General features: G+C 62.7%; 18 protein-coding genes. 14 read left to right on the top strand and 4 right to left on the bottom strand.

Translation table 11 applies throughout. The annotated features are described in order from the left end of the window. Positions 1 to 4 precede the first annotated feature (4 nt). From HBO09_RS24495 to HBO09_RS24455, 9 genes are all read left to right on the top strand, one after another. On the top strand, positions 5 to 802 hold the full coding sequence (locus HBO09_RS24495) for a polysaccharide biosynthesis/export family protein (RefSeq protein ID WP_169997588.1): 798 nt from the start codon (positions 5 to 7) through the stop codon (positions 800 to 802). Between the two features lie 76 nt (positions 803 to 878). Then, complete coding sequence (locus tag HBO09_RS24490; RefSeq protein ID WP_169997591.1) at positions 879 to 2858, top strand: exopolysaccharide transport family protein; 1980 nt, start codon at positions 879 to 881, stop codon at positions 2856 to 2858. Next, positions 2858 to 4039 (top strand): glycosyltransferase, encoded by a 1182-nt coding sequence (locus tag HBO09_RS24485; protein WP_169997593.1) that lies wholly within the window; start codon positions 2858 to 2860, stop codon positions 4037 to 4039. Before HBO09_RS24490 ends, HBO09_RS24485 begins: the two co-directional genes overlap by 1 nt. Continuing rightward, on the top strand, positions 4036 to 5376 hold the full coding sequence (locus HBO09_RS24480; protein WP_169997595.1) for a beta-xylosidase: 1341 nt from the start codon (positions 4036 to 4038) through the stop codon (positions 5374 to 5376). Before HBO09_RS24485 ends, HBO09_RS24480 begins: the two co-directional genes overlap by 4 nt. Before the next feature lie 25 nt (positions 5377 to 5401). Next, positions 5402 to 6616 carry a glycosyltransferase family 4 protein gene (locus HBO09_RS24475; protein ID WP_169997597.1) on the top strand — a complete coding sequence of 405 codons (1215 nt, stop codon included), beginning with the start codon at positions 5402 to 5404 and terminating at the stop codon, positions 6614 to 6616. Further along, positions 6607 to 7710: a glycosyltransferase family 1 protein gene (locus HBO09_RS24470; protein ID WP_169997599.1), complete on the top strand. Its 1104-nt coding sequence runs from the start codon at positions 6607 to 6609 to the stop codon at positions 7708 to 7710. The genes HBO09_RS24475 and HBO09_RS24470 overlap by 10 nt, the downstream gene beginning before the upstream one ends. After that, on the top strand, positions 7710 to 9107 hold the full coding sequence (locus HBO09_RS24465; protein ID WP_169997601.1) for an O-antigen ligase family protein: 1398 nt from the start codon (positions 7710 to 7712) through the stop codon (positions 9105 to 9107). The genes HBO09_RS24470 and HBO09_RS24465 overlap by 1 nt, the downstream gene beginning before the upstream one ends. Then, complete coding sequence (locus HBO09_RS24460; protein ID WP_169997603.1) at positions 9104 to 9925, top strand: acyltransferase; 822 nt, start codon at positions 9104 to 9106, stop codon at positions 9923 to 9925. The genes HBO09_RS24465 and HBO09_RS24460 overlap by 4 nt, the downstream gene beginning before the upstream one ends. Next, complete coding sequence (locus HBO09_RS24455; protein WP_169997605.1) at positions 9925 to 11331, top strand: lipid II flippase MurJ; 1407 nt, start codon at positions 9925 to 9927, stop codon at positions 11329 to 11331. Before HBO09_RS24460 ends, HBO09_RS24455 begins: the two co-directional genes overlap by 1 nt. Before the next feature lie 241 nt (positions 11332 to 11572). Here HBO09_RS24455 and HBO09_RS24450 read toward each other — a convergent pair whose 3' ends face one another. The 3 genes from HBO09_RS24450 to HBO09_RS24440 form a co-directional block, all read right to left on the bottom strand. Continuing rightward, complete coding sequence (locus HBO09_RS24450; RefSeq protein ID WP_169997607.1) at positions 11573 to 12127, bottom strand: DUF4174 domain-containing protein; 555 nt, start codon at positions 12125 to 12127, stop codon at positions 11573 to 11575. Between the two features lie 164 nt (positions 12128 to 12291). After that, positions 12292 to 12924 (bottom strand): glutathione S-transferase, encoded by a 633-nt coding sequence (locus HBO09_RS24445; RefSeq protein WP_169997609.1) that lies wholly within the window; start codon positions 12922 to 12924, stop codon positions 12292 to 12294. Positions 12925 to 12975: 51 nt separating this feature from the next. After that, positions 12976 to 15333: a DNA polymerase II gene (locus tag HBO09_RS24440; protein ID WP_169997611.1), complete on the bottom strand. Its 2358-nt coding sequence runs from the start codon at positions 15331 to 15333 to the stop codon at positions 12976 to 12978. A gap of 199 nt (positions 15334 to 15532) precedes the next feature. Here HBO09_RS24440 and HBO09_RS24435 point away from each other — a divergent pair, with 199 nt between their 5' ends. The 5 genes from HBO09_RS24435 (at position 15533) to HBO09_RS24415 (ending at position 20885) form a co-directional block, all read left to right on the top strand. Continuing rightward, complete coding sequence (locus HBO09_RS24435; protein ID WP_169997614.1) at positions 15533 to 16420, top strand: LysR family transcriptional regulator; 888 nt, start codon at positions 15533 to 15535, stop codon at positions 16418 to 16420. Positions 16421 to 16536: 116 nt separating this feature from the next. Further along, positions 16537 to 17643, top strand: coding sequence for a tartrate dehydrogenase (locus tag HBO09_RS24430; protein ID WP_169997616.1), 1107 nt, complete (start codon positions 16537 to 16539; stop codon positions 17641 to 17643). Positions 17644 to 17645: 2 nt separating this feature from the next. Then, the gene (locus HBO09_RS24425; protein WP_169997619.1) at positions 17646 to 19094 is read left to right on the top strand and encodes an aldehyde dehydrogenase family protein; all 1449 of its coding nucleotides are present in this window, start codon (positions 17646 to 17648) and stop codon (positions 19092 to 19094) included. A 32-nt stretch (positions 19095 to 19126) separates the two neighbouring features. Further along, positions 19127 to 19885 (top strand): SDR family oxidoreductase, encoded by a 759-nt coding sequence (locus tag HBO09_RS24420; protein WP_159907053.1) that lies wholly within the window; start codon positions 19127 to 19129, stop codon positions 19883 to 19885. Between the two features lie 28 nt (positions 19886 to 19913). Next, a complete protein-coding gene (locus HBO09_RS24415; RefSeq protein WP_169997621.1) occupies positions 19914 to 20885 on the top strand; it encodes a cyclase family protein in 972 nt (323 codons plus the stop codon). Between the two features lie 154 nt (positions 20886 to 21039). On the opposite strand, the gene mrdA is transcribed toward HBO09_RS24415, so the two are convergent. Further along, on the bottom strand, positions 21040 to 22932 hold the full coding sequence (gene mrdA, locus HBO09_RS24410) for a penicillin-binding protein 2 (protein WP_169997623.1): 1893 nt from the start codon (positions 22930 to 22932) through the stop codon (positions 21040 to 21042). Positions 22933 to 23218 lie beyond the last annotated feature (286 nt).

The raw sequence follows: 23218 nt of genomic DNA, 5'->3' as shown, positions 1-23218 counted from the left end.
CGTCATGAAGACTACCAACCGACGTTCCCGTCTTACCCTGTTCAGCCTGTTGAGTGCCTCGATCTGGCTGGCTGGTTGTTCGACCCCTGCGCGGGTGCCGCTTCCTGATAACAACACGCTCAAGGCCGGTCACCAGGCAGCGTTGGGCCTGGCCGACCTGCCACCGCCGCAGGTGCTGATCCAGAGCGGTGACTTGCTGCGCATCGTGCGCGATGCCCAGGAGCCGGCGGCAGCCGACGACATGACGGTATTTGTCGTGCGTCCCGATGGGGTGATCTCAATGCCCAACATCGGTCGGATCAAGGCGGCATTGCGCACGCCTGAAGACCTGGGCAAGGAAATTACCGACAAGTACAAGCGCATCTACCGCGAACCGGCGGTGACGGTGAACATCGCCAGCGCCCCGAGCAATAAGGTGTTTATCGGTGGGGCGGTGCCTAATCCGGCGTTTTTCGACCTGGCGGGCAATGTCAGTGTGGAGCAGGCGTTGCTGAGTTCAGGGGGAGTTTTGCCGTCGGCGGATAGCTCTAACGTGGCGTTAATGCGTACCGGCCCGGATGGCAAGTACAAGACCTACTTCATCAGCTTGAACAGCATGCTGACCGACTCCAATCACCCACGGGTGGCCCTGCAACGTGGTGACCTGATCTATGTGCCTCAGTCGGGCATCGGCGCCACCGTGGAAGCGGTGGATATGTACTTCACAAGGCTGTTTCCGGTTAACAAAGGAGTTGGAGTGGGCTTGAATTATCAGCTCAATAACAAGTCCGGCGATACCACCTACAATCTCTCGCCAAACTGATCATGGAGCAGGCTTGGTATCACTCAAGTCTGCTGATTCCATCTGGCATACAACGCTTTTTCAATGGAGTGATCCTGTGATCGAAATCCGCTCTCTACGCGACCTCTTGCGGCTGTTTTTCATCTTCCGCCGCGAATTCAAACTGGCCGTGATCACCACGATTGTGGTGGCCGTGTTGGGTGCCTTCCTGTTGCCGGCTCGCTACGAGTCCGACGCGCGCTTGCTGGTCAAGCCCGGGCGGGACAACACCACGTTGCCGATCGAAGCCGCCAACCGCCAGACGCTGATTGCGCCCAGCACCCAACACGACCCGATCGTGGATGAGGAGAAGATGCTCACCGGCCGGCCCATCGTGCATATCGTTGCCGAGCGCTACCTGGCGATGACGTCCGAGCCGCCACAGGGCTTCTGGAAAGTCACCAAGTTCTACGTCAAGAAAGCCGCCGGCGAAGTGCTCGACGCGGTGCGCAGCGTCCTGCAGTTCGTGGGACTTGCCGAGAAGCAAAGCCCGCTGGAACGCCTGGCGACCAAGCTGGAGAAAAACTTCGAAGCCGGCCACGAACCGGGTTCCTCGGTGATCGAGATTTCCTTCACCTGGGACGATCCGGTCATCGCGCAAAAGGTCGTCGAGACCTGGGTCGATGCCTACCTCGAAGAACGTGCGCGGATTCTCGGGCGCAAGAGCCTGCATACCTTCTATGAAGCCGAGCGTACCAAGGTCGCCACCAATATCCAGGGGCTCAAGGATGAACTGCAGGGCCGCTTGAAGCAGATCGATTCGATCAGCGTGGATGCGCGCCTGAAAAACCTGACCAACCAGATCGACCGCGTCACCGACGCCAAGGTCACCGCACAAAACCAGATCGCGGGGATCCGCAGCTTCCTGGCCAACGCCAGCCAGCAGATCAAGAGCCAGCCAGCGGAAGTGGTAACGGCCCGGGAAACCAGCCTCAACCCGACCCAGCTTGACCTCAAGCGCCAACTCAATGCCCTGCAGGTGGAACGCGCACGCCTGCTGCGCACCTACTTGCCAGGTACGCCGCAGGTCAACCAGATCGAGCAGAACATCCGCGACATGGAGGCCCTCAGCGCCCAGGAAGCGACACGCCTGGAACGCTCGCAAAACACCGCGCCCAACAGCCTGGTGATCAACGTCAAGCAGCAGATCATCGACGCCCAGTTGCAGGAGCGCAAACTGGCCGGGGAAATCGAGAACTACGACAAGACCCTCGCCGAACTGCGCGCCCAGCGTGACCAGGCGATGACCGATGAACCTGAACTGAACAAGCTGACCCAGCAACTGCGCACCGCCGAGAAAAGCTACGCGCTGTACTCGGAAAACCTCGAACAGGCGCGCATCGACCACGAACTGGACAGCAGCCAGATCAGCAACATCGCCCTGATCGAACACGCCACCCTTAACCCGGCGCGTGTGTTTCCCAAGAGCCTGCTGATTCTGCTGTTCACCATTCCTGCCGGCCTGGCCGTCGGTTTGCTGACCATCTATGTGCTGTACCTGCTGGACCAGCGTATCCACGATGGTGCGCGCTTGCAGGAAGTGTTCGGTGTACCGCTGTGGAGCAGCATCCCCGATGTGCAACACGCCACGCCGGCAGCCCTCACCGCCAGCATCTACCGCCTGTACAGCCTGCTGCCCGCCGAGCGTATCGCTAGCGAGGGCTTTGCCCTGGGCCTGACCTCGGCACGGCATGGCGAAGGCGTGAGCTTTATCATCGAGCAACTCAAGCGCCTGCTCGAAGAGCGTGGCCACCGCGTTTCGGTCAACGGCAGCGAGGCCGCGAAGCCAGGTGAAGTGCTGCTGTTGGACGCGTCTGCCCTGTCGTCCAACCCCCAGGCATTCCTTACCCTGCGCCGCGCCGACCAGATTGTGCTGGTGATCGAAGCTCGCACCAGTACCGTGCCGACCATCGAGAACGCCCTGTCGTTGCTGACCACTGCGTTCGGCAAAGTCGACGGGATGATCCTCAACCGCCGCCGTTTTGAAGTGCCGGCCAATGTCCTGGCGCGGATCAACAGCTGGCGCGGTGCGGCCTGATGCGCATTGCGCTGCTGGCGCCACTGCCGCCGGAACAGACCGGGATCGCCGACTACGCTGCGCATTTACGCAGCGCGTTGCGCGAACGCGGCCTGGAGGTGCTGACGCCCCTGGAAGGTTGCCTGGACCTGACGCAACAGTTGCAGCGCCTGCAAGCCTTTGACTGGCGCGGCGTGGACCTGGTGCATGCCGAACTGGGCGGCGGGCGCTTTGCCGAATTCCAGGCCCTGGATTACCTGCGCCGGGCCCAGCCGCAATTGCCGCTGACCGCCACGGTGCACGATCCGGAACGCCTGATCTGGCGCCGGGCCAAGCTGTTCTTCCCACTGACCCTGCTCGAACGCCTGCCCCACCCGCTGCCCCAGGCGGCGGCGTTGCTGGCCGATCCATTGACCCTTTACGAAGAGCGGCGCCTGGCCAAAAGCATGCGTCGCCTGATCACCCTCACCCGCCTGGGTGGCGACTGCCTGCGCCAGCGCATGGGCCTCAATCCCGAACAAGTGGCGGTGATTGCCCACGGCAACCTGCCCATCGCCCCCGCGGCCTTGCCGCCGTTGCAACCGTTGCGCCTGCTGTACTTCGGCTTTATCTACCGGGGCAAGGGCATCGAAGACCTGCTGCAAGCCCTGGCCCGCGCCCTGGCCACCCACCCGCAATGCCGTGGCCAGGTGCGCCTGACCCTGGCCGGTGGCACCGCGCCGGAAATGACCTTCGACCCAGCCGGCAACTACCTCGATGGCCTGCGCCAACTGATCGCCACCCTGCAACTGGGCGATGTGGTGGACTGGCAACTGGACCTGCCTTCAGCCGATATCCCGCGCACGATCCAGGCGCACCATGTGATGGTGCTGCCGTACCGCGAATCGAAAAAGCTCGGCTTCCTTGGCCAGATGCGCGGCACCAGTGGCGCGCTGTCCTGGGCCAATGCCTGCGGGCGCGGGGTGATTACCTCCAACGCCCGCGCCTTCGCCGAAGAAGTTGCCGGTGGCAATGGCATCACCTATCAACAGGGTGATATCACCTCGTTGAGCGATGCCTTGAGCCGCCTGATCCTCGACCCGCAACAGGCCCGCCAGTGGGCCGACCACGCTGCCGACATCGGCCGCCAGCGCCAGTGGGCCAATACCGCCCAACGCTTTACCGAGTTGTTCCAGGCCGCAGTCAAGGAGCCTTTGCGATGAACACGTCCTCTACTCGCCCGATGTGGCGCTACCTGCCATTGGTCATTGCCCTTGCCGTGGGCGGCGCACTGCTGCTCAGTGAAAAGGTCGATGCGGAGCCGGTCAACCTGGCGCCCCAGCGCACCGTGGTCTGGCGAGAATTTTTGGGGGTGAACGCGCATTTTCTGTGGTTCAAGCCCGAGCAGTACCAGAAGCAGATCCGCCAATACCAGAAGCTGGGGCTGGACTGGGTGCGTGTCGACCTGCACTGGGACCGCCTGGAACCCAAGGAAGAAGACTATCAACTGAGCACCTTCGACGAACTGGACCGCACCCTGACGGCCGAGAAGATCCGCTCGGTGTTCTACCTCGTCGGCTCGGCGCCCTTCATCACCACCGCCCCCAAGGGCGCGCAATTCCAGGACCAGTACCGCCCAAGGGATGCCAACGTGTACGCCCTGCGCCTGGCGCTATTGGCCAAGCGCTACCCGAATATCAACGCCTGGCAGGTGTGGAACGAACAGAACCTGCCGAACAATTGGCGCCCGCAGGTGAATGCCGAGGAATACGCACGCTTGCTGCTGGCCAGTCACCAGGCGCTGAACATCGCCGCCCCGGACAAGATCCAGGTGATGGGCGGCATGGCCTACTACAGCCAGATGCCACCGAGCGGCAAGAGCCTGATGTTCGAAGCCCTCGGCAAAATGGGCGTACAAACCCTGGGCATGGTGGCGGCGTATCACCCGTATTCGATGACCCCGGAAACCGACGAACCGGGCAAGAATGAAGTACTGCTGCGCGGCGACCAGCTCAATGCGGTGCTGCACGGTGCCGGAGTCAAGGATGTGTGGGCTACCGAGTGGGGCTGGTCCAGCTATGCCGGGCCCAAGGAGATGCAGGACCTGATCGGCGTCGACGGCCAGGCCGATTTCACCTTGCGCCGCCTGGCGCTGATGGCGTCCCAGGACTACCAGAAGATCTTCCTGTTTGCCCTGTCCGACCTGGATGAACGCGCCTCGGTGCGTGACCAGCACTACGGCCTGCTCGACCTCAACGGCGAACCCAAGCCGGTCTATAGCGCCCTCGCCCGCTTCCTCGAGATCACCGGGCCGACGCTCAAGCCGGGCGTCACTCCGGTACTGGAGGACGTACCCAAGACTTTCTACAGCGTGGCCTGGACCCGCGAAGACGGTAAACACCTGTTGATGTACTGGAGCGCTGAAGGCACCAGCATCACCTTGCCCAAAGTACAGCACGCCGAGTTGCTGGACCCATTGACCGGCGCCAGGCAAGCCCTTAACGATTACAACGGCATTCGCCCCGTGGTGAAACCGTCGTTGCAGATACTGGTGTGGTAGCACGCCCAGGCATGGAGAGCTGCACGTGAGAATCCTGTGGATTGTGCCCTATCTGCCGTGGCCGATGACCAGCGGCGGCAAGACCCGGCAGTACCATTTGCTGCGTACCTTGAGTGAGCGCGGGCACCGCATCACCTTGCTGGTGCAATCGAAGACGGCGGCCGACGCCGCTGTGCACGCCGCCCTTGAGCCCTTGCTCGAACGCCTGATCGTGGTACCACGCCGGCCGCTCAAACACCCCATGACCCTGCTCGCCGGGGTGTTTGCGCCCTGGCCGCTGCTGACCACGGTCAACGGCCTGTCGCCGCTATTGCAGGCGCGCTTTGGCGAACTGCTGGACGAAACCTGGGATGTGATCCAGGTCGAACACAGCTACAGCCTGCAACCGTACTTCAATATCCTGCGCCAGCAATCGCGGGATTTCGTGCTCACCGAGCACAACCTGGAATCCAGCCTGGGCGGCGCCACCTATGACCGTTTCCCGAAATGGGCCGGGCCGTTCGTGCGCTACGACCAGTGGCGCTGCCGGCAGTGGGAACGCAAGGCGTTTGATGCGGCGTGCCATGTGGTGGCCGTGACCCAGGCCGATGCCCAGGCCATCGGCCAACTGACCGCGACCCCGGTGAGCGTGGTGGTCAACGGGGTCGACAGCCGTGCATTCAGCACAGTCAGCGCCGATGCGCAGAGCCAGCGCCTGCTGTTTGTCGGCAACTACGAATACGCGCCGAACCTCGACGCGGTGCAGTGGCTGCTCGACGAAATCTTCCCCAGGGTCTGGTTGCAGTGCCCCGGCGCCCGCCTGGCGGTGGCCGGCTTCGGCTTGCCCGAACACTGGCGCGAGCGCTGGCCGGACGAACGTATTGAATGGCAGGGCTTTGTCCCCGACCTGACCGCCTTGCAGCGCCGCTGCGCAGGTTTTGTCGCCGCCCTGCGCCACGGCGGCGGCTCCAAACTCAAAGTGCTGGAGGCAATGGCCGCAGGTCTGCCGCTGGTGAGCACCGCCCAGGGCGTGTCCGGGCTGGCGGTCGAGGCGCAGGCACATTATCTGGCCGGTGAAAGCGCCGAAGCCCTGGCCGACGCCATTGTGCGCCTGCTGGACGAACCGGCGCTGGCCCGCCAACTGGCGGATGCCGCGCGGGACTACGCACGCAACTATCACGACTGGGCGGTGGCCGGTAACGAACTGGAGCAGATCTACCGCACCTTGCCTACCTATCAGGAGCCCCAAGCATGCGCGTAGCCCTGGATTACCGCCCCGCCACGGTCGCGCCGTCGTCGGGCATCGCCCGTCAGGTCCTGGCCCTGGAGCAAGCCTTGCGCTCCCGGGACAACACTGAAGTGGTGCTGTTTAGCGAAGCACCACTGGATCATCCCCAGCGCGATACGGCGGTGTGCCCGTCCTGGACCAGCCCGCTGGAAGGCCTGCAACGCCCCCAGGTGCGGCTGCGCTTTGAACGCGGTTTTTTGCCCCGTGGGATCCACGAACAGCGGATCGAGTTGTACATCGCCACGGCCAATATGGGCTTGCCCTTGTGCCGCAAACCCGCAGGCACCCGCTATGTGCTGGTGCTGCACGACCTGTTCCAACTGACCCACCGCAACTTCCATCGCTCCCGACTCAAGGCCCTGGCCTATCGCCTGATCGATGGCGCGTCGATTGCCTGGTCGGTCTGGCAGGCGGATCGGGTGTGGTGCCCGTCGCAGTTCTCGTGCGATGAAGCCGCGCGCCTGTTTCCCTGGGCGCGGGCCAAGTTCCGGGTGTTGAACAACTTGGTGCCGCAGTTCACCGAAGCACCCGAGCCGCTGCCCGAGGGCTTGCCCGCGCGCTACTGGCTGGTGGTGGGCACCCGTGAGCCACGCAAGAACATGGCGTTCTTTCTTGCGCAATGGCAAGCCAGCCGCGCCCAGGACCCGAGCGTGCCGGATTTGGTATTGGTTGGCCACGCCAGCGATGTGCCGGCGACCCTCGGCGACTTGCCCGGCCTGCATTGGCGCAACGGCCTGTCCGACGGCCAGTTGCAGGCGCTGTACCGGCAGGCCGCATACCTGTGGCAGCCTTCCTATGCCGAAGGGTTTGGCCTGCCGGTGGTGGAAGCGCTGAGTGTCGGCACGCCAGTGGCGGTGGCCCGTGGTTCGGCCCTGGATGAAGTGGCGCCGCCCACGGCGCCGCGCTTTGCCCCCGACGACGCCGGGCAACTGCAAACATTGATGCTGTCACTGGCAGCGCCTGGGGCCAAGGCCGACCCCCAATTGCAACGCACGTGGGCCCGGCAATTTGCCGAACCGGCCTATCGCCTGCGCCTGGATAAACTGCTCAAGGAATTGAACCGCTAATGCTGCCAGGAAAACTCGTTAGTCTGCTCCTGGGCCTGGTCTTCGGTGGCTTGCTGTTGGCGCTGCCGCCGATGAAGGTCTTTATGATAGTGGTCGGCGTGGGCGTGGCGCTGACCCTGATCCGCAAACCCTTGTGGGGGCTGCTGATCTTTGCCGTCTTGGCCACCAGTATTCCCTACACCACCTTGCAGTTGGGGATCCGCACCACCATCAGCGAAGCCGTGCTGGGCCTGACCTGGGCCGGGGTGTTCTGGCAATCGTTTATCGGCAAGACCCGTGGTTTCATGGTCTGGCGCCCCACCGAACGGGCATTGATGTGGCTGATGCTGTTCAGCACCATCCCGTTTATCTGGGGCATGATCATCATCCACGCCGAGGGCAATGGGCCGGTCAACTGGGTACGCTGGCTGATGAACCTGTCGCTGCTGTTTATCGTGCCGCTGCTGCTGCGCACCGATGCCGACCGCGACAAAGTGGTGGTCGCCCTGCTGCTGGGCAACCTGGCGATGCTGTTGCTGTCGATCTTCATGTTCCTCAAGACGCGCAATGCGATGTCGATGATCGACATCCTCACCGACCTCAAATACGCCCACCCCGAGGCGGTCAAGGACATCTTCTCGGCCAACTACAAGCGCATGGCCTCGCCTTGGGTTCACCCGAACCTGACCGGTGGCGTGTTGGTGCTGTTTATCCCGCTGGCGCTGTTCTACGGCTGGACCCGCACCGGCTGGCGCCGCGCCCTGGGCCTGGCGGTGGCCGTGCTCGGTTGCGCCGGGCTGCTGCTGAGTATCTCCCGGGGCGCGATTGTGGCCCTGGCGCTGATCCTGATCTGGCTGACCTATAAGCGTGTGCCCAACAGCGGGCGGATTATCGGCATCGGCGTCGCCTTTGTGATCGCCCTGGTGATGTTCTATCCGCCGTTGCAGGACCGTTTGATGACGATGTTCTCGACCACCAACGCCAGTACCGAGATCCGCTTCGACGAGTACGCCGGGTTCCCCAAAGTAATGGCCAAGTACCCGCTAGGCATCGGCTTCAAAATCGACCCACCGGTGCCGGGCAGCAACCTGCTGGGGATTTCCAACCTGTGGCTGAACTTCATCTACAAGATCGGCATTCCCGGGATGCTGTTGTTTATCGCCGTCACCGTATTGTGGTGGCGCGAAGTGCGGCCGCTTGGCTCGGTGCGCAAGGTCACCGCCGACAACGCGCTGTGGCTGGGCTGCGTGTGCGGCGTGCTGGCGGCGCTGCTGACCGGGATTTTCGACCACTACTTCAGCTTCACCTTTGTATTGATCGCGCTGTTCTGGCTGTTGATGGGCATCAGCCTGCAACAGGTGCGCCTGAGCCCGACCATTACCGCTCCTGTTTCCGTGCCAAAGGATGACCGACCATGAAACATCGCACTATTCACTCCCCCGACCTGCGTGACCGCCTGCCCGCCCTGGCCAGCGAACTCGGCGTGAGCCTGGAAGACTTGCAAGATGGCTTGGCCTGGTGCCTGGCCAACGAGGTGGTTTTTGAAGAAGGCGAAGGCAGCAACAAACTCTTCTGGATGACCTCCTTCGACGTAGAACCGACCATTGGACATCCGGTGGCACGCCGCTTGTTCCATCGCATGAAACAGGATATCCCGGCGCAGTTCCTGCCGATCTATGGCAAGAACCTGGCAACCCTCAAGGACCGCTGGCGCAGCGCCTGGGACATGGCCTACAACATCCTGATCAACAAGATCCCCAGCCACCACATCCGTATCGGCTGGCTGCGCTTGGGCGGCGCGAAGATCGGCAAGGGCTCCAGCCTGTGGCGCAACACCGAGGTGCTAGGCATCCACAACCTCAGAGTGGGTGACGACACGGTGATCGGCTGGCATTGCCAGGTGGATGCGCGCTCTGGCCTGGTGATCGGCAACCATGTGGCGATTGCCTCCCATGTACTGATCATCGCCGGCAGCCATGACTTGCAGGCGCCGGAGTTCTGGTCGATTTCCGGGGCGATTTATATCGACGACTACGTGTGGATCGGCAGCCGGGCACTGATCGGTTTCGGCACCCATCTGTGCGAAGGCTCGGTGGTGACCGCCAATACCGTGGTGGCCAAAACCGTCGCGCCGTACAAAATTGTCGGTGGCACCGGCGCCAAAGTCATGGGCGAACGCGTTCGCGGGCTGAACTACAAGGTGGGTGGCAAGGGCCTGTTCACCCTGTTCCACTGATGTTTGGCAGCACCCTGTGGCTGACCCTGGCGACCCTCGCCGGGCTGGTGGCCGGCTTTGCCCGGGAATGGCTGCTGGTCGCGGCCTGGGGTGCGGGCAGCCGCAGCGACGGGTTCCTGGTGGCGGTGTTTCTGCCCGAAGCGCTGCGCATGACCCTGGCCGCCGGCTTGCTCGCAGCGGCTGCCCTGCCCCTCTATCAACAACGTGATGCGCAGCGCCAGCAAGCCTGGTTGGCCAGCCTGTCGCCGCGCCTGCTCGGCGTGGGCCTGGGCCTGTTCGCCCTGTTGGCACTGGGCGCGCCATTGTGGGTGCGGCTGATCGGCCCGGGGCTGGACGCCGCCGCCCACGACCAGGCCGCTGCCAACCTGCGCTGGCTGGCCGCCTGTGCACCGGGGCTGGTGATGCATGGCCTGTTCAGTATTCCGTTGCAGGCGCGCCAGCGCTTTGTGCTGCCGGGGTTGGGCTCGTTACTGTTCAACCTGCCGCCAGTGCTGTACCTGTTTATCCAGGGCACGGCCAGCGACAGCGCGGAACTGGCGCTGTGTTTTTTTGCCGGCAGCGTGTTGATGTGCCTGCCGCTACTGGCGCCGGTCTGGTCGTTCGGCTGGCGCCCCTGGCAGGTCAAGGGCGATGTCCTGGCCGGCCGCGAGCTGCTGGGGCGTATCGGTCCGCTGTTGGCAAGTAACGTCGCCAGCCAGGGCCTGGCCTTGCTCGAACGGCTGATCGCCAGTTACCTGGGCGAAGGCGCGGTGACCTGGGTCAACCTGGCGCGCAAACTGATCAACCTGCCGCTGATTGCCCTGATGAGCCTTAACCAGGTATTGCTGGGGATGATGAGTGGTGAGCAAGGCCAACAACGCCTGGCGCTGCTACGCCGTGGCCTGGACGCCGCCACCCTGCTGAGCCTGCCGGCGGCCCTCGGCCTGATTGGCGCCAGCCCCGTGCTGATTCACCTGCTGATGCCCGCGCAAAGCGCCGACGGCCCACTGCCCGCCCTGCTCGCCTGGTTCGCCACGCCCCTGGTGTTCGGCGCCTGGAACGCCATGCTCGCCCGTTATGCCTACGCCAGCGGCGATACGCGCCTGCCGCTCAAATGTGAACTGCTAGGCAGCCTGGTCAATGCCGGCCTGCTGATAGTGCTGCCGTACTTTTTCGGCCTGCCGGGCATTGCCTTGGCGGCCCTGGGTGGGGTGATCGTCACCAACCTGCTGCTGATGCAACGCCAACACCTGCTCGGGCAACTGGGCTGGCCGTTGCAGTGGGGGTTGAGTGTGGTGTTGCTGGGAGCGGCGGCGCTGGTTCTGCACCCGTTGCACAACGATGGCTGGCAACTGGGCTTGAGTACCCTGGCGGGCGCCGGGGTACTGGTGGGGTTGGGGCTGTGGCTCAAGCCGTGGAAGGCGTGAGCTGCGCACAGCAAAAGCCTGCGCGTGGTGCTCCTACAGGGGATCTTTGTCGGGCGCAGCGTTTTGGCCACACCACCAAACAAAGAGGGAGCTGGCTTGTCGGAACGCCGCATCGCCCGCGCAGTCCTGCGAAGTAGCCCCAGTAAGCCGAGTGCGGTGTATCAGATACTCCGTAGCGCCTGTTTTTGGGGCTGCTGCGCAGCCCAACGGGGGACAAGCCCCCTCGCCACAATAAGTACGCTTAGTCTTCCAGGGGTTGCGGCGCGTGCTTGCCTGGTTTGACTTTGGCGCCAGGCTTGCCCGCAGCCGGTGCGGCGGGTTCAGGCTCGGTCGGGGCGGCGGCTTCTTTTTCTGCCATTGGCATCTTGTCTATTTCGGCGAAGAACTCTGCAAGGTCCAGGGTATCGGGCGGTACGGTCTTTTCGACTTTCTTCTCGCCGTCCTTGCCCACCAGAATCACTTTGGTACCGGCACTGGCGCCAAGCTTAAGCGCACGGATCAGCGCAGCGGCGTTCTGGGGGTCAAGGTCCTTGCCATCACGCTGGCCGACGATGCCGATGTTCGTGTAGTTCACGGTGTAGAGCACCATGTTGCGCTCGGTGAACTTCTGTTTGTTCTCAGGCTGCTCAAGGTCTTGCTTGAGCTTGACCTGAGTCGGGTCGATAGAGCTGGGTGCAATCACGATCAGCGGGCGGAATTTGCCTTGATCCTGTTCCAGCGGGCCTCGGTTATCCGCAGCCAACAACGGCCCCGTAAACGCCATCAAGGTAGCCAGGGTCAGCGACCGGACGAGCATGCGTACCTCCTTCCAATTCCATGCAGAGTTTTTGAGTTTCATGTCTGCGACAGCCAATTTCAAGGATGATTCCTACGCGACTATCAGAAAGAGTAGGCCAGGACGCCCGCGACGCAAGGGCTTGAGGCCCCTCGGGCCTCATTGTTTCCTCTGATTACCAGGGCTCACTGCCCGGGCCAATCCGGCCAGTGCCAGGCAAATACCGGAGCTACCTGCGGATCGCCATCCACCTGCGCCAGGGCCTGGGCGCACGCGGGGTGGGAATGCTGCAGGACGTCCCGCACGCCCTCCCAACGGGACACGGCGCCCGCCATGATGCCCAAGGCATTGGGCAACCCCTGTGGGGTAAAAAGTTGCCCGGCAAACTGCTCGGCAAATACCTGCCAGGTTCGGTGCAGTTTCTGTTGCGTGCCCGCGATCAATTGCGCCTGCACCGTCTCATCGGCGTCGTCGAGAAAGCGTTGCGGGTAGTCGATGATGGTGATCGCCGAATAGCAGTTGGCGGCGATATACACCAGGCCACGAATGATCTGGGCGCGGTTGCCGGACAGCAACCCAGAGTCTGGATACTCCAGGCCCAGGTGGATCAGGATCGCCGCGCTCTCGGTCAGCACGCTGCCATCCGGCAGTTGCAGGGTGGGGATTTGCCGCAGCGGGTTGATCTGCCCAAGGGCCTCCATCCCCGCCGCATCGCCCCAGGGGCTGGCGTCCACCTGTTGCCACGGCACGCCGCAACGTTGCAGGGCGATTTCGACGATGCATGAGCCTGAGCTTTGTGTGCCGTAGAGCGTGTGCATGGGGCGTTCCTCCGACAGGTTCAGCGTCCAGAGTGAAGCGTTTTCCCGCTGTTAAAACAAGCCCATCTGACCACCGACCAAGGTGCTGAAATCGTCATCGACAAACGGCAGGATCGCGTCGGCCACCGGCTGCAATTGCCGGGTGACGTAGTGGTCGTAGTCAATCGGCGCCTGGCGCACTTCTAGGGGCTCAGGGCCATTGACGGTCATCACGTAGCGAATCCAGCCACCATTTTGGTACTGGTGTGGGCGGCCCTCGCGGTCGTTGTACTCATCGGCCAGGCGCGCGGCCCGCACATGGGGCGGCACGTTACGCTCGTAATCGCCCAGTCGGCGGCGCAGGCGCTTGCGGTAGATCAGCAGCTCATCGAATTCGCCGGCGAGGGTGCGGCGCACGTAGTCGCGCACATAGTCCTGGTGGGGCTGGCGGTGGAAGATGCGCTGGTAGAGTTCCTGCTGGAATTGGCGGGCCAGGGGCGACCAGTCGCTGCGCACGGTTTCCAGGCCTTTGTAGATCATTTCTTCACTGCCATCGGCCCGGGTCACCAGGCCGGCGTAGCGCTTCTTGCTGCCCTCCTCCGCACCGCGAATGGTCGGCATCAGGAAGCGGCTGAAGTGGGTTTCGTATTGCAATTCCAGGGCGCTTTGCAGGCCGAATTCGCTTTGCAGACGTTCGCGCCACCACTGGTTGACGTGCTGCACCAGCCCCTGGCCGATGCGCGTGGCATCCTCCTGGGAATGGGCACTCCCGAGCCAGACAAAGGTGGAGTCGGTGTCGCCATAGATCACTTCATACCCCTGGGCTTCGACCAGTTCGCGGGTCTGGCGCATGATCTGGTGGCCGCGCATCGTGATGGACGACGCCAGCCGCGTGTCGAAGAACCGGCAGCCGCTGGAACCCAGTACGCCGTAGAAGGCATTCATGATGATCTTCAGGGCCTGGGACAACGGCGCATTATGCTCACGCTTGGCCACCTCGCGGCCTTCGGAGACCCGCGCCACAATCGACGGCAGGCAATGCCGGGTGCGAGAAAACCGCGCACCGCGAAAGCCTTCCACCGACTCGCTGTCGTCAGGGTGGCGCAGGCCTTCGATCAGGCCTACGGGGTCGATCAGGAAGCTGCGAATGATCGACGGATAAAGGCTTTTGTAGTCCAGCACCAGCACCGACTCGTAAAGCCCCGGCCGCGAATCCATGACAAAACCGCCAGGGCTGGCCTGGGGTGGTTTGTCCCCCAGGTTGGGGGCGACAAAGCCCTGGCGATGCATCAGTGGCATGTACAAATGGGTGAACGCCGCCACTGAACCGCCGTTGCGATCCGCCGGCAGGCCGGTGACGCTGGCTCGCTCCAGCAGGAATTTGAGCAGCTCGGTCTTTGCGAAAATCCGCGTCACCAGCTCGCAGTCCTTGAGGTTGTAGCGCGCCAGGGCGGGCTTGTCCTCGGCGAACATGCGATTGATCTCGTCCATGCGCTGGTAAGGCGTGGAAATCGACTTGCCTTCGCCAAGCAGGGTCTGGGCGACGTTTTCCAGGCTGAATGACTCAAAGCTCCAGGTTGCCGAACGCAGGGCTTCGATGCCATCGATGATCAGGCGCCCTGCAGCGGCAGCGAAGTAATGGTTACGGCTGCCGTGTTCACGCCAGGCCATGGCTTCGCCGCCACGGCCGAGCAACAAGGGCACATTAAGGCGCTGGGCATGCTCGTGGAGGACCCGCAGGTCGAACTGCACCAGGTTCCAGCCGATGATCGCGTCGGGGTCGTGTTGCGCCAGCCATTGGTTCAGGCGCTCCAGCAACTGGCCGCGGCTGTCGCAGTATTCGAGCTTGAAATCCACGGTGTCCGTTTTGTTCGGCGGGCCGAGCATATACACCTGCCGCTCGCCGCAGCCTTCCAGGGCGATGGAATACAGCTCACCGCGCGCGGTGGTTTCGATATCCAGAGACACCAGCTTCAACGCCGGGCGGTAGTCGGGCGCCGGCTTCATCTGCGCCTCCAGCAGCATCCCGCCCTCGCCCGGAGTGCCGCCAAACGCCACGGGCGCGGTGATAAAGCGTTCCATCATGTAGCGTTCGGGGGGGCGTACATCGCCTTCATAAACATCCACACCGGCCTGGCGTAGACGTTTTTCCAGGTCCATTGCCTGGCGATGCTGGCGGGTATAGAGGCCCAGGACCGGGCGGTGATGGAAGTCACACAACTGCAGCGGTCGCAGATCCACATCGCGCTCGCCCTTGAGCACCCGTTGCGCGTGCTCGCGATGGGCCACGGGAATAAACATCACCGAAGGCTGCACCGGCAGACGGATATACCGCGGCCCCTGGTCGGTCGCCAGCCAAAAGCTGACCTGCGTGCCCGCCGGGGTATCGGACCAATGCCGGGTCAGGACAAAACCCTGCTGTAAATCCACCTTGCCGCACCTCAGGAATCGCTTTCAGGGCGCGATTCTACTCGGCATCCGCCATAAGGCCTTAATAGAAATTTTCTGCCCTTCACAAAAGTCGAGGGATCGGCGGCGCCTCCAAGTCTGTATCAAAAGCGCAGGCAACCGATTGGACAGCCCGGCCCCAACTGCGTAGTTTTCACAGACCGCGCACAAGGACTCTGGCATGGCCCCCGATCTCACCTCCATCGAGCTGTTCCTCAAGACGGTCAAGCTGGGCAATCTGTCCCGGGCTGCCGAGCAGTCGCACCTCTCGCTGTCAGCGGCCAGCCGACGTCTGTCGTTGCTCGAGCAGCATTTCAAGGTCGCCCTGTTGCACCGCTCCTCGACCGGCGTCTCGCCGACGGCGGCCGGGGAAGTGCTGGTCGAGCATGGGTTGTCGATCTTGCGCGCGGTAGACGTAATGCATGCCGACCTTGCCGACTACGCCAAGGGCGCCACCGGCCGTGTGTGCCTGTATGCCAACAGCTCGGCGATGAGCCAGCAACTGCCCAACCAATTGACCCAGTGGAACGCCCTGCATCCCGGTATCCGCCTGGATATCCGCGAGGAGCGCAGCCGCGAAATCCTCCAGGCGGTGCGCGATGGCGTGGCCGATGTGGGGATCGTCACCACCCAACCCGGCGGCGAGGACCTGCGCTTTGTCCCTTACTGCCAGGACCGCCTGTGCCTGCTGGTGCCCGATGATCATCCGTTCAAGATGCGCCATGCGCGCTTTGCGGATTTGCTGGGCTATGACTTTGTCGGTCTGGAAGATAACGCCGCCATCACCGCACTGATCACCGAAGCCGCCGCCGCGATTGGCATGCCGCTGCGCCTGCGGGTCCAGGTACGCAGCTTTGAAGCCGTGTGCCGACTGATTGCCGCCGGGCAAGGGGTTGGCGTGTTGCCCCAGGGTGCAGTGCAGATCTTTCGCAAGGAAATGGCCTTGCGCTTTATCGAAATCGACGACCCTTGGGCCGACCGCCAGATGTACCTCTGCACCCGCCAGCAACAGCCTTCGCCTACAAGCCTGGCGCTGTTCGACTACCTCGGTGCCTGCCATCGCGCCTAACCACTGGCCTTCGAGTTTTGCGAAGGCCACTTCCATAATCAGCAATTCCCCCACCGCTGCAGCTGTGCCAAGAATGTCCCCGCCTCACTGACAACAACAAAAACAGGAGACACGGCGTGTCCAATTCCACGACCAGCACCCCCCATCGTATTGCCGTGATTCCCGGCGACGGTATCGGCCGCGAGGTGGTGCCCGAAGGCCTGCGTGTACTGGAGGCTGTCAGCCGGCGTTTCGGCATTGCCTTTGAGTTCGATCACTTCGCCTGGTGCAGCGAGCACTACCTGGCCCACGGCAGCATGATGCCGGACGACTGGGCCGAGCAGATCGGCAGCCATGACGCGATCTTCTTCGGTGCCGTGGGCGCACCGGACATCATCGCCGACCACACGGCGGTGTGGGAGTCGCTGCTGAAGATCCGCCGCCAGTTCGACCAGTACATCAACATCCGCCCGGTACGCCTGATGCCCGGCGTGCCCTGCCCGCTCGCCGGCCGTGTGCCGGGGGATATCGACTTTATCGTGGTGCGGGAAAACACCGAGGGCGAATACTCCAGCGTCGGCGGGCGGATGTGGGAAGGCACGCCGCGCGAGATCGCGGTGCAGGAGTCGATCTTCTCCCGCGAAGGCGTGGACCGGGTGGTGGACTATGCCTTCAAACTGGCCCAGCAGCGACCGCGCAAGAACCTGGTGGCCGCCACCAAATCCAACGGTATTTCCATCACCATGCCATTCTGGGACGAGCGGGTGAACCTGATCGCCCAGCGCTACCCGGACGTCAAGAGCGCTAAATTCCATATCGATATTCTGTGTGCGCACTTCGTGCAACACCCGGACTGGTTTGACGTGGTGGTGGCCTCCAACCTGTTTGGCGACATCCTCTCCGACCTCGGCCCGGCCTGTACCGGCACCATCGGTATTGCCCCGTCGGCCAACCTCAACCCCGAGCGACGCTACCCGTCGCTGTTCGAGCCGGTGCACGGCTCGGCACCGGATATCGCCGGGCTCGGCGTGGCCAACCCCATCGGGCAGATCTGGTCGGCGGCGTTGATGATCGAGCATCTGGGCAATGGCAACCCGCTCTACCAACAGGCCGCCGCCGCCATTGTCTCGGCCATCGAGACGGTACTTGCCGAAGGTCCACGCACCCGGGAAATGGGCGGCAGCGCCAGCACGATTGAAGTGGGCGTAGCCATCGCCGAATGCATCGCCGGGAACAGGAGCTGAACATGATCAACGCACACTACATCGCCAACCAATGGCAGGCCTCGACGTCGCAGGAAGACATTCCGGTGATTGATCCCAGCAGTGGCGAAACCTATTCCAGCATCGCCCGGGGCACCGCTGCCGATATCCACACCGCCGTCAGCGCCGCCCGCCAGGCCGTGGGCGAGACCTTTGATGGTCCATGGGGCTCGTTGTCGGCCCTGGAGCGCAGCCGCTTGCTGGCCAGGCTCGGTATGGCCGTGTTGCAACACCACGAAGAGTTGGCGCAGATCGAGGCACGGGACACCGGCAAGGCGCTGAAAGTCGCACGGGCCGATGCCACCGCCCTCGCCCGCTACTTCGAGTATTACGCTGGCGCCGCCGACAAGTTGCACGGCGAAACCCTGCCCTATCAAAACGGCTACACGGTGCTGACGGTGCGCGAGCCCCATGGGGTGACGGGGCATATCATCCCGTGGAATTACCCGATGCAGATCTTCGGCCGCAGCGTCGGTGCGTCCCTGGCGGCGGGCAATGCTTGCGTGGTCAAGCCGGCCGAGGATGCCAGCCTGTCGCTGCTGCGCCTGGCACAGATCGCCGCCGACGTGGGCTTTCCGGCGGGCGCGATCAATGTGGTGACCGGCTATGGCTACGAAGCGGGCGCTGCGTTGTGCAGCCATCCGGGAATCGATCACATCTCCTTTACTGGCTCCACCGTGACCGGCACCGCGGTATCGAAAGCGGCCGCAGAGCGGCATTGCCCGGTGACCCTGGAACTGGGCGGCAAATCACCGCAACTGGTGTTCGCCGATGCGGACCTGGAGGAAGCCCTGCCGGTGCTGGTCAATGCCATTGTGCAGAACTGCGGGCAGACCTGTTCTGCCGGTAGCCGCTTGCTGGTAGAGCGCAGCGTGTATGAAACGGTGCTGGCCAGGCTCAGCCAGCGCTTTTCCGAGCTGCGCACCGGGCCTTCGGCGCTGGACTTGGATATGGGCCCGCTGATCAACCAGAAGCAACAGCGCCTGGTGCGCGAGTTTGTGCGCGAAGCCGAGCAGGCCGGCATCCCCGTTGCCGCGCGCGGCCAGGTGATGGCCGAGGCCGGCAGTGGCGGTTACTTCCAGGAAGCGGTGCTGTTTCGCGACGTGCCGCCCGACAGCCGCCTGGCCCAGGAGGAAGTCTTTGGCCCGGTGCTGGCCGTGATGCCCTTCGACGACGAAGCCGAGGCCATCCGCCTGGCCAACGGCAGCGATTTCGGCCTGGTCGCCGGCGTGTGGACCCGCGACGGCGCCCGGCAGATGCGCCTGGCCCGCAAACTGCGCTGCGGCCAGGTTTTCATCAATAACTACGGGGCCGGCGGCGGGGTTGAACTGCCCTTCGGCGGCGTCAAGTCCAGCGGTTATGGCCGCGAAAAAGGCTTCGAGGCCCTGCTGGGCTTTACCACCTTGAAGACCATTGCGATCAAACACGGCTAAGCCATTACAACAACAAGAAAGGAGAACACTCCATGCGTCTTGCAAACAAAGTAGCCATCGTCACCGGCGCCGGTTCCGGCTTTGGTGAGGGCATCGCCAAGACCTTCGCCCAACAAGGTGCGCGGGTTATCGTCGCCGACATGAACGCCACCGGCGGCCAGCGGGTGGTCAATGAGATCGCAGCCAGCGGCGGCCATGCTCATTTCGTCGAGGTCAACGTGGCCAACGACGAAAGCGTGGGCGCGCTGCTGCGGGCGACCCTGGAGCAATTCGGCGGGCTGGATATCGTCATCAACAACGCCGGCACCACCCACCGCAACCGGCCGATGCTGGAAGTGGACGAGGCCGAGTTCGACCGGGTGTTCGCGGTCAACGTCAAAAGTATCTTCCTTAGCGCCAAGCACTTTGTGCCGCACTTTCGCGGCCAGGGCGGCGGCGTGTTCGTCAATATTGCCTCGACTGCGGCGATCCGCCCGCGCCCCGGGCTGGTCTGGTATAACGGCAGCAAGGGCGCGGTGGTGGTCATGAGCAAGACCATGGCAGCGGAACTGGGTCCGGACAATATCCGCGTCAACTGCGTGAACCCGGTGGTCGGCGCCACTGCGCTGCTCAGTGAGTTCATGGGTGTGCCGGACACCCCGGAAAACCGTCAGAAGTTCATGGCGACTATCCCCCTGGGACGTTTTTCCACCCCGCAAGACGTGGCCAATGCCTGCCTGTACCTGGCCTCGGACGAAGCGGCTTTTATCACCGGCACTTGCCTTGAAGTCGATGGTGGGCGCTGCGTGTAACTCAACGACCATAGGGATCGGAGTCGATATGTGTGACTTACATAACAAGAACGAACCGAGCACCAAGCAATTACTCGATGGCCTGCCAAAGAACTGGGGTAAATGGGGACCGGACGATGAGGTCGGCGCCCTCAATTACCTGACCGAAGCCGAAGTGCTGCGCGGCGTGGCCTCGGTGCGCCAGGGCAAGACCTTCACGCTGCAGGTGCAGATCGGCCATCCGGGCGGCGACCCGATGTGGCCGGCGCGCAACCCGTCGATGCGCTTCAATACCCTGGATCACAGCCACTATCACTTCGGCAAGCAACCCGAAATGACCGGTGGCGCGGCGTATTGCGACGATGTGATCTTCATGCAGTTGCAAGGCTCGACCCAGTACGACGCCCTCGGGCATGCCTGGTACGACAATCAACTGTGGAACGGCTACGACGCCATGAGCACCGTCGGCGGCATGGCCAAGGCCAGTGTGCTGGCGATTGCCGAACGTGGCGTGGTCGGGCGCGCGGTGCTGATCGACATGGCTCGCCATCGCGGCAAGAAATACCTGGGCCGTGGCGAAACCTTCAACCACCTGGACTTGCTGGCGGCTGCCAAGGCCCAGGGCGTGACCATCGAAAAACGCGACATCCTGATCATCCGTACCGGCTCCATGGGCGCGTTCTACGAGTATGGCAAGACTGAGTTCTTCAAGGACCTGGTGGAGCCTGGCCTGACCTACAGCCGGGAGTTGGTGGAGTGGTTCCATACCATGGAAATCCCCAACCTGGTGACCGACACCATCGCCAATGAGGTGATCACCGATCCGGTGTCGGGGGTGCAGATTCCATTGCATTGTGCGCTGATGCGCAACCTCGGTATCGCCTTTACCGAGATTGTGCTGCTGGAGGAACTGGCCGCCGATTGCGCTGACGACGGTCAGTGGAAGTTCCTCTATACCGCTGCACCGTTGAAGATTGTCGGTGGCAGCGGCGCACCGGTGAACCCGGTGGTGATCAAGTAGCTCACCAATCGTAGGGCACGGCCAGGGACGCAGTGCGTTCCTGGCCGTAGTAGCGAGGATGGCTTCGGCGCCCTTGAATGCAGGGCCTCGTCGCTGACAGTGGCCGAACGACTGGGCCTTGAAGGTGTTGGCCGAGTCCGCGGTGGCAGGTGTCCTATACGTGAGGGTCACCCGGTGCCTTGGCCGGGGTAGCGTACTGCGGTTTGAGGTGGCCCTGTTGGTCAAGCAGCCAGGCATCCATGATCTGGCGTACCACCGGGCCTGCTACGCGGCCGCCCGCCTCGCCGTTTTCGATCATCACTGAAATCACGATCCTCGGGTGCTCAGCCGGGGCGAAGCCGACGAACAATGCGTTATCGCGATTGCGCTCGCGGGTCTTGAGCCGGTTGTAGCGCTCCCCCTGCTTGATCGCCACCACCTGTGCGGTCCCGCTCTTGCCGGCGATCCGGTACTGCGCGCCGGCGGCCGATGCGCGGGCGATCCCGCGCGGATCGTGCATCACCATTTGCATGCCGTGGTTGACCTGGTCCCAGTCGCGGGGGTTCTTAAGGACGACATTGGGCATGGGATGTTCATCCACGGGCGGTACACCGTCGATGGTCTTGGCCAGATGCGGGCGATTCCACACGCCCTTGTTGGCGATCAGCGCGGTGGCCTGGGCCAGTTGCAATGGCGTGACCTGCATATAGCCCTGGCCGATGCCAAGGATCACGGTTTCGCCCGGGAACCACGGCTGGCGGCGCGTCGCACGTTTCCAGGCCTGGGACGGCATCAAGCCAGCCGACTCTTCGAACATATCCAGGGAGACTTTCTGGCCCAGGCCGAATTCGGCCATATAGTCGTGTAGGCGATCGATCCCCAGTTTGTGGGCCAGGTCGTAGAAGTAGGTGTCGTTGGAACGCATGATGGCAGCGTCCATATCTACCCAGCCATCGCCGCTGTGGTTCCAGTTGCGGTATTTGTGATCAAAGTCGGGCAGTTGGTAGTAACCGGGGTCAAAGACCCGTGTCTGTGCGGTGACGACACCACTGTCGAGACCGGCGATGGCCACTTCCGGCTTGATCGTCGAGCCTGGCGCATACAGCCCGCGCAGGACCCGGTTGAACAAGGGGCGGTCGATGGAATCATGCAGAGCGGCATATTCCTTGAAGCTGATGCCGGTGACAAACGCGTTGGGGTCAAAGCTGGGCTTGCTGACCATTGCCAGGACTTCGCCGGTTTGCGGATCAAGGGCAACCACTGAACCACGACGATCGCCCAGGGCTTCTTCGGCGGCTTCCTGGAGCTTGATATCCAGGCTCAGGACAATGTTTTTACCAGGGATCGGGTCGGTATGCTTGAGCACTCGCAGGACTCGGCCCTGGGCGTTGGTCTCGACCTCTTCATAACCCACATGGCCGTGCAACTGTGGCTCGTAGAAACGCTCGATACCGGTTTTGCCGATAGATTGCGTGCCACGATACTCGACCGAATCCAGCTCTTTTGACTCTTTTTCGTTGATACGGCCCACGTAGCCAATGGAGTGCGCGAAGTGTGCACCCAACGGGTAGTGACGCACGAACTGTGGTTCCACATCCACGCCGGGCAGGCGGAATTCGTTGACGGCCAATATGGCGATCTGTTCTTCAGTCAATTCATAGAACAGCGTCACGGGCACAAATGGGTGACGCGCCTGCTTCAAGGCCTTGTCAAAGACTGCGCGGTCTTCGGCTGGCAGGTGCAGGAGAGTGATGATCGAATCCAGCTCGCCTTTGAGGTCGGTCGCCCGTTCGCGGGTGATCGTCAGGTTATAACTGGGGCGGTTATCGGCCAGGACCACGCCGTTCCGGTCATAGATCAGGCCGCGAGTCGGGGTGATGGGTAGGACGTGGACACGATTGTTTTCGGAGATGGTGGAGTGATAGTCGAACTCAACCACTTGCAGGAAGTACATGCGGGCGACTAGGGCGCAGGTGATGCCAAGCACCAGTATTGCGCAGGCCAGCAGGCGTTTGTTGACCAAGCGATGCTCTTTTTCGTGGTCTTTGATCGGTATGGCTTCGGGCATTTCTACAGCATCTCGTTAAGCAGGGACAATGCCGCATCCTGCGGTGCAAAGATCAGTCCTTGGAACAGGTGCTGCACCATACCAAAAATGCAGAAACACTTTGTATTGAATTGCCCGAACGGGGGTCAAGTGGCTATCAACCGAGTTAAGAGCACTCTTTTTTCGACCGCCCAAAACAAAACCCCAACTGCTTTCGCAATTGGGGTTTCGGAATTTAATCTTGACGATGACCTACTCTCACATGGGGAAACCCCACACTACCATCGGCGATGCATCGTTTCACTAC

Source organism: Pseudomonas sp. WS 5027 (assembly GCF_012985695.1).
Classification (GTDB): Bacteria; Pseudomonadota; Gammaproteobacteria; order Pseudomonadales; family Pseudomonadaceae; genus Aquipseudomonas; species Aquipseudomonas hygromyciniae.
This window is presented reverse-complemented; position numbering and strand designations above follow the sequence as displayed.

Coding starts and splice junctions, on each gene's coding strand:
- HBO09_RS24495 (WP_169997588.1), top strand. CDS start 5: ATGAAGACTACCAACCGACGTTCCCGTCTTACCCTGTTCAGCCTGTTG.
- HBO09_RS24485 (WP_169997593.1), top strand. CDS start 2,858: ATGCGCATTGCGCTGCTGGCGCCACTGCCGCCGGAACAGACCGGGATC.
- HBO09_RS24480 (WP_169997595.1), top strand. CDS start 4,036: ATGAACACGTCCTCTACTCGCCCGATGTGGCGCTACCTGCCATTGGTC.
- HBO09_RS24470 (WP_169997599.1), top strand. CDS start 6,607: ATGCGCGTAGCCCTGGATTACCGCCCCGCCACGGTCGCGCCGTCGTCG.
- HBO09_RS24465 (WP_169997601.1), top strand. CDS start 7,710: ATGCTGCCAGGAAAACTCGTTAGTCTGCTCCTGGGCCTGGTCTTCGGT.
- HBO09_RS24460 (WP_169997603.1), top strand. CDS start 9,104: ATGAAACATCGCACTATTCACTCCCCCGACCTGCGTGACCGCCTGCCC.
- HBO09_RS24455 (WP_169997605.1), top strand. CDS start 9,925: ATGTTTGGCAGCACCCTGTGGCTGACCCTGGCGACCCTCGCCGGGCTG.
- HBO09_RS24450 (WP_169997607.1), bottom strand. CDS start 12,127: ATGCTCGTCCGGTCGCTGACCCTGGCTACCTTGATGGCGTTTACGGGG.
- HBO09_RS24445 (WP_169997609.1), bottom strand. CDS start 12,924: ATGCACACGCTCTACGGCACACAAAGCTCAGGCTCATGCATCGTCGAA.
- HBO09_RS24435 (WP_169997614.1), top strand. CDS start 15,533: ATGGCCCCCGATCTCACCTCCATCGAGCTGTTCCTCAAGACGGTCAAG.
- HBO09_RS24425 (WP_169997619.1), top strand. CDS start 17,646: ATGATCAACGCACACTACATCGCCAACCAATGGCAGGCCTCGACGTCG.
- HBO09_RS24420 (WP_159907053.1), top strand. CDS start 19,127: ATGCGTCTTGCAAACAAAGTAGCCATCGTCACCGGCGCCGGTTCCGGC.
- HBO09_RS24415 (WP_169997621.1), top strand. CDS start 19,914: ATGTGTGACTTACATAACAAGAACGAACCGAGCACCAAGCAATTACTC.
- mrdA (WP_169997623.1), bottom strand. CDS start 22,932: ATGCCCGAAGCCATACCGATCAAAGACCACGAAAAAGAGCATCGCTTG.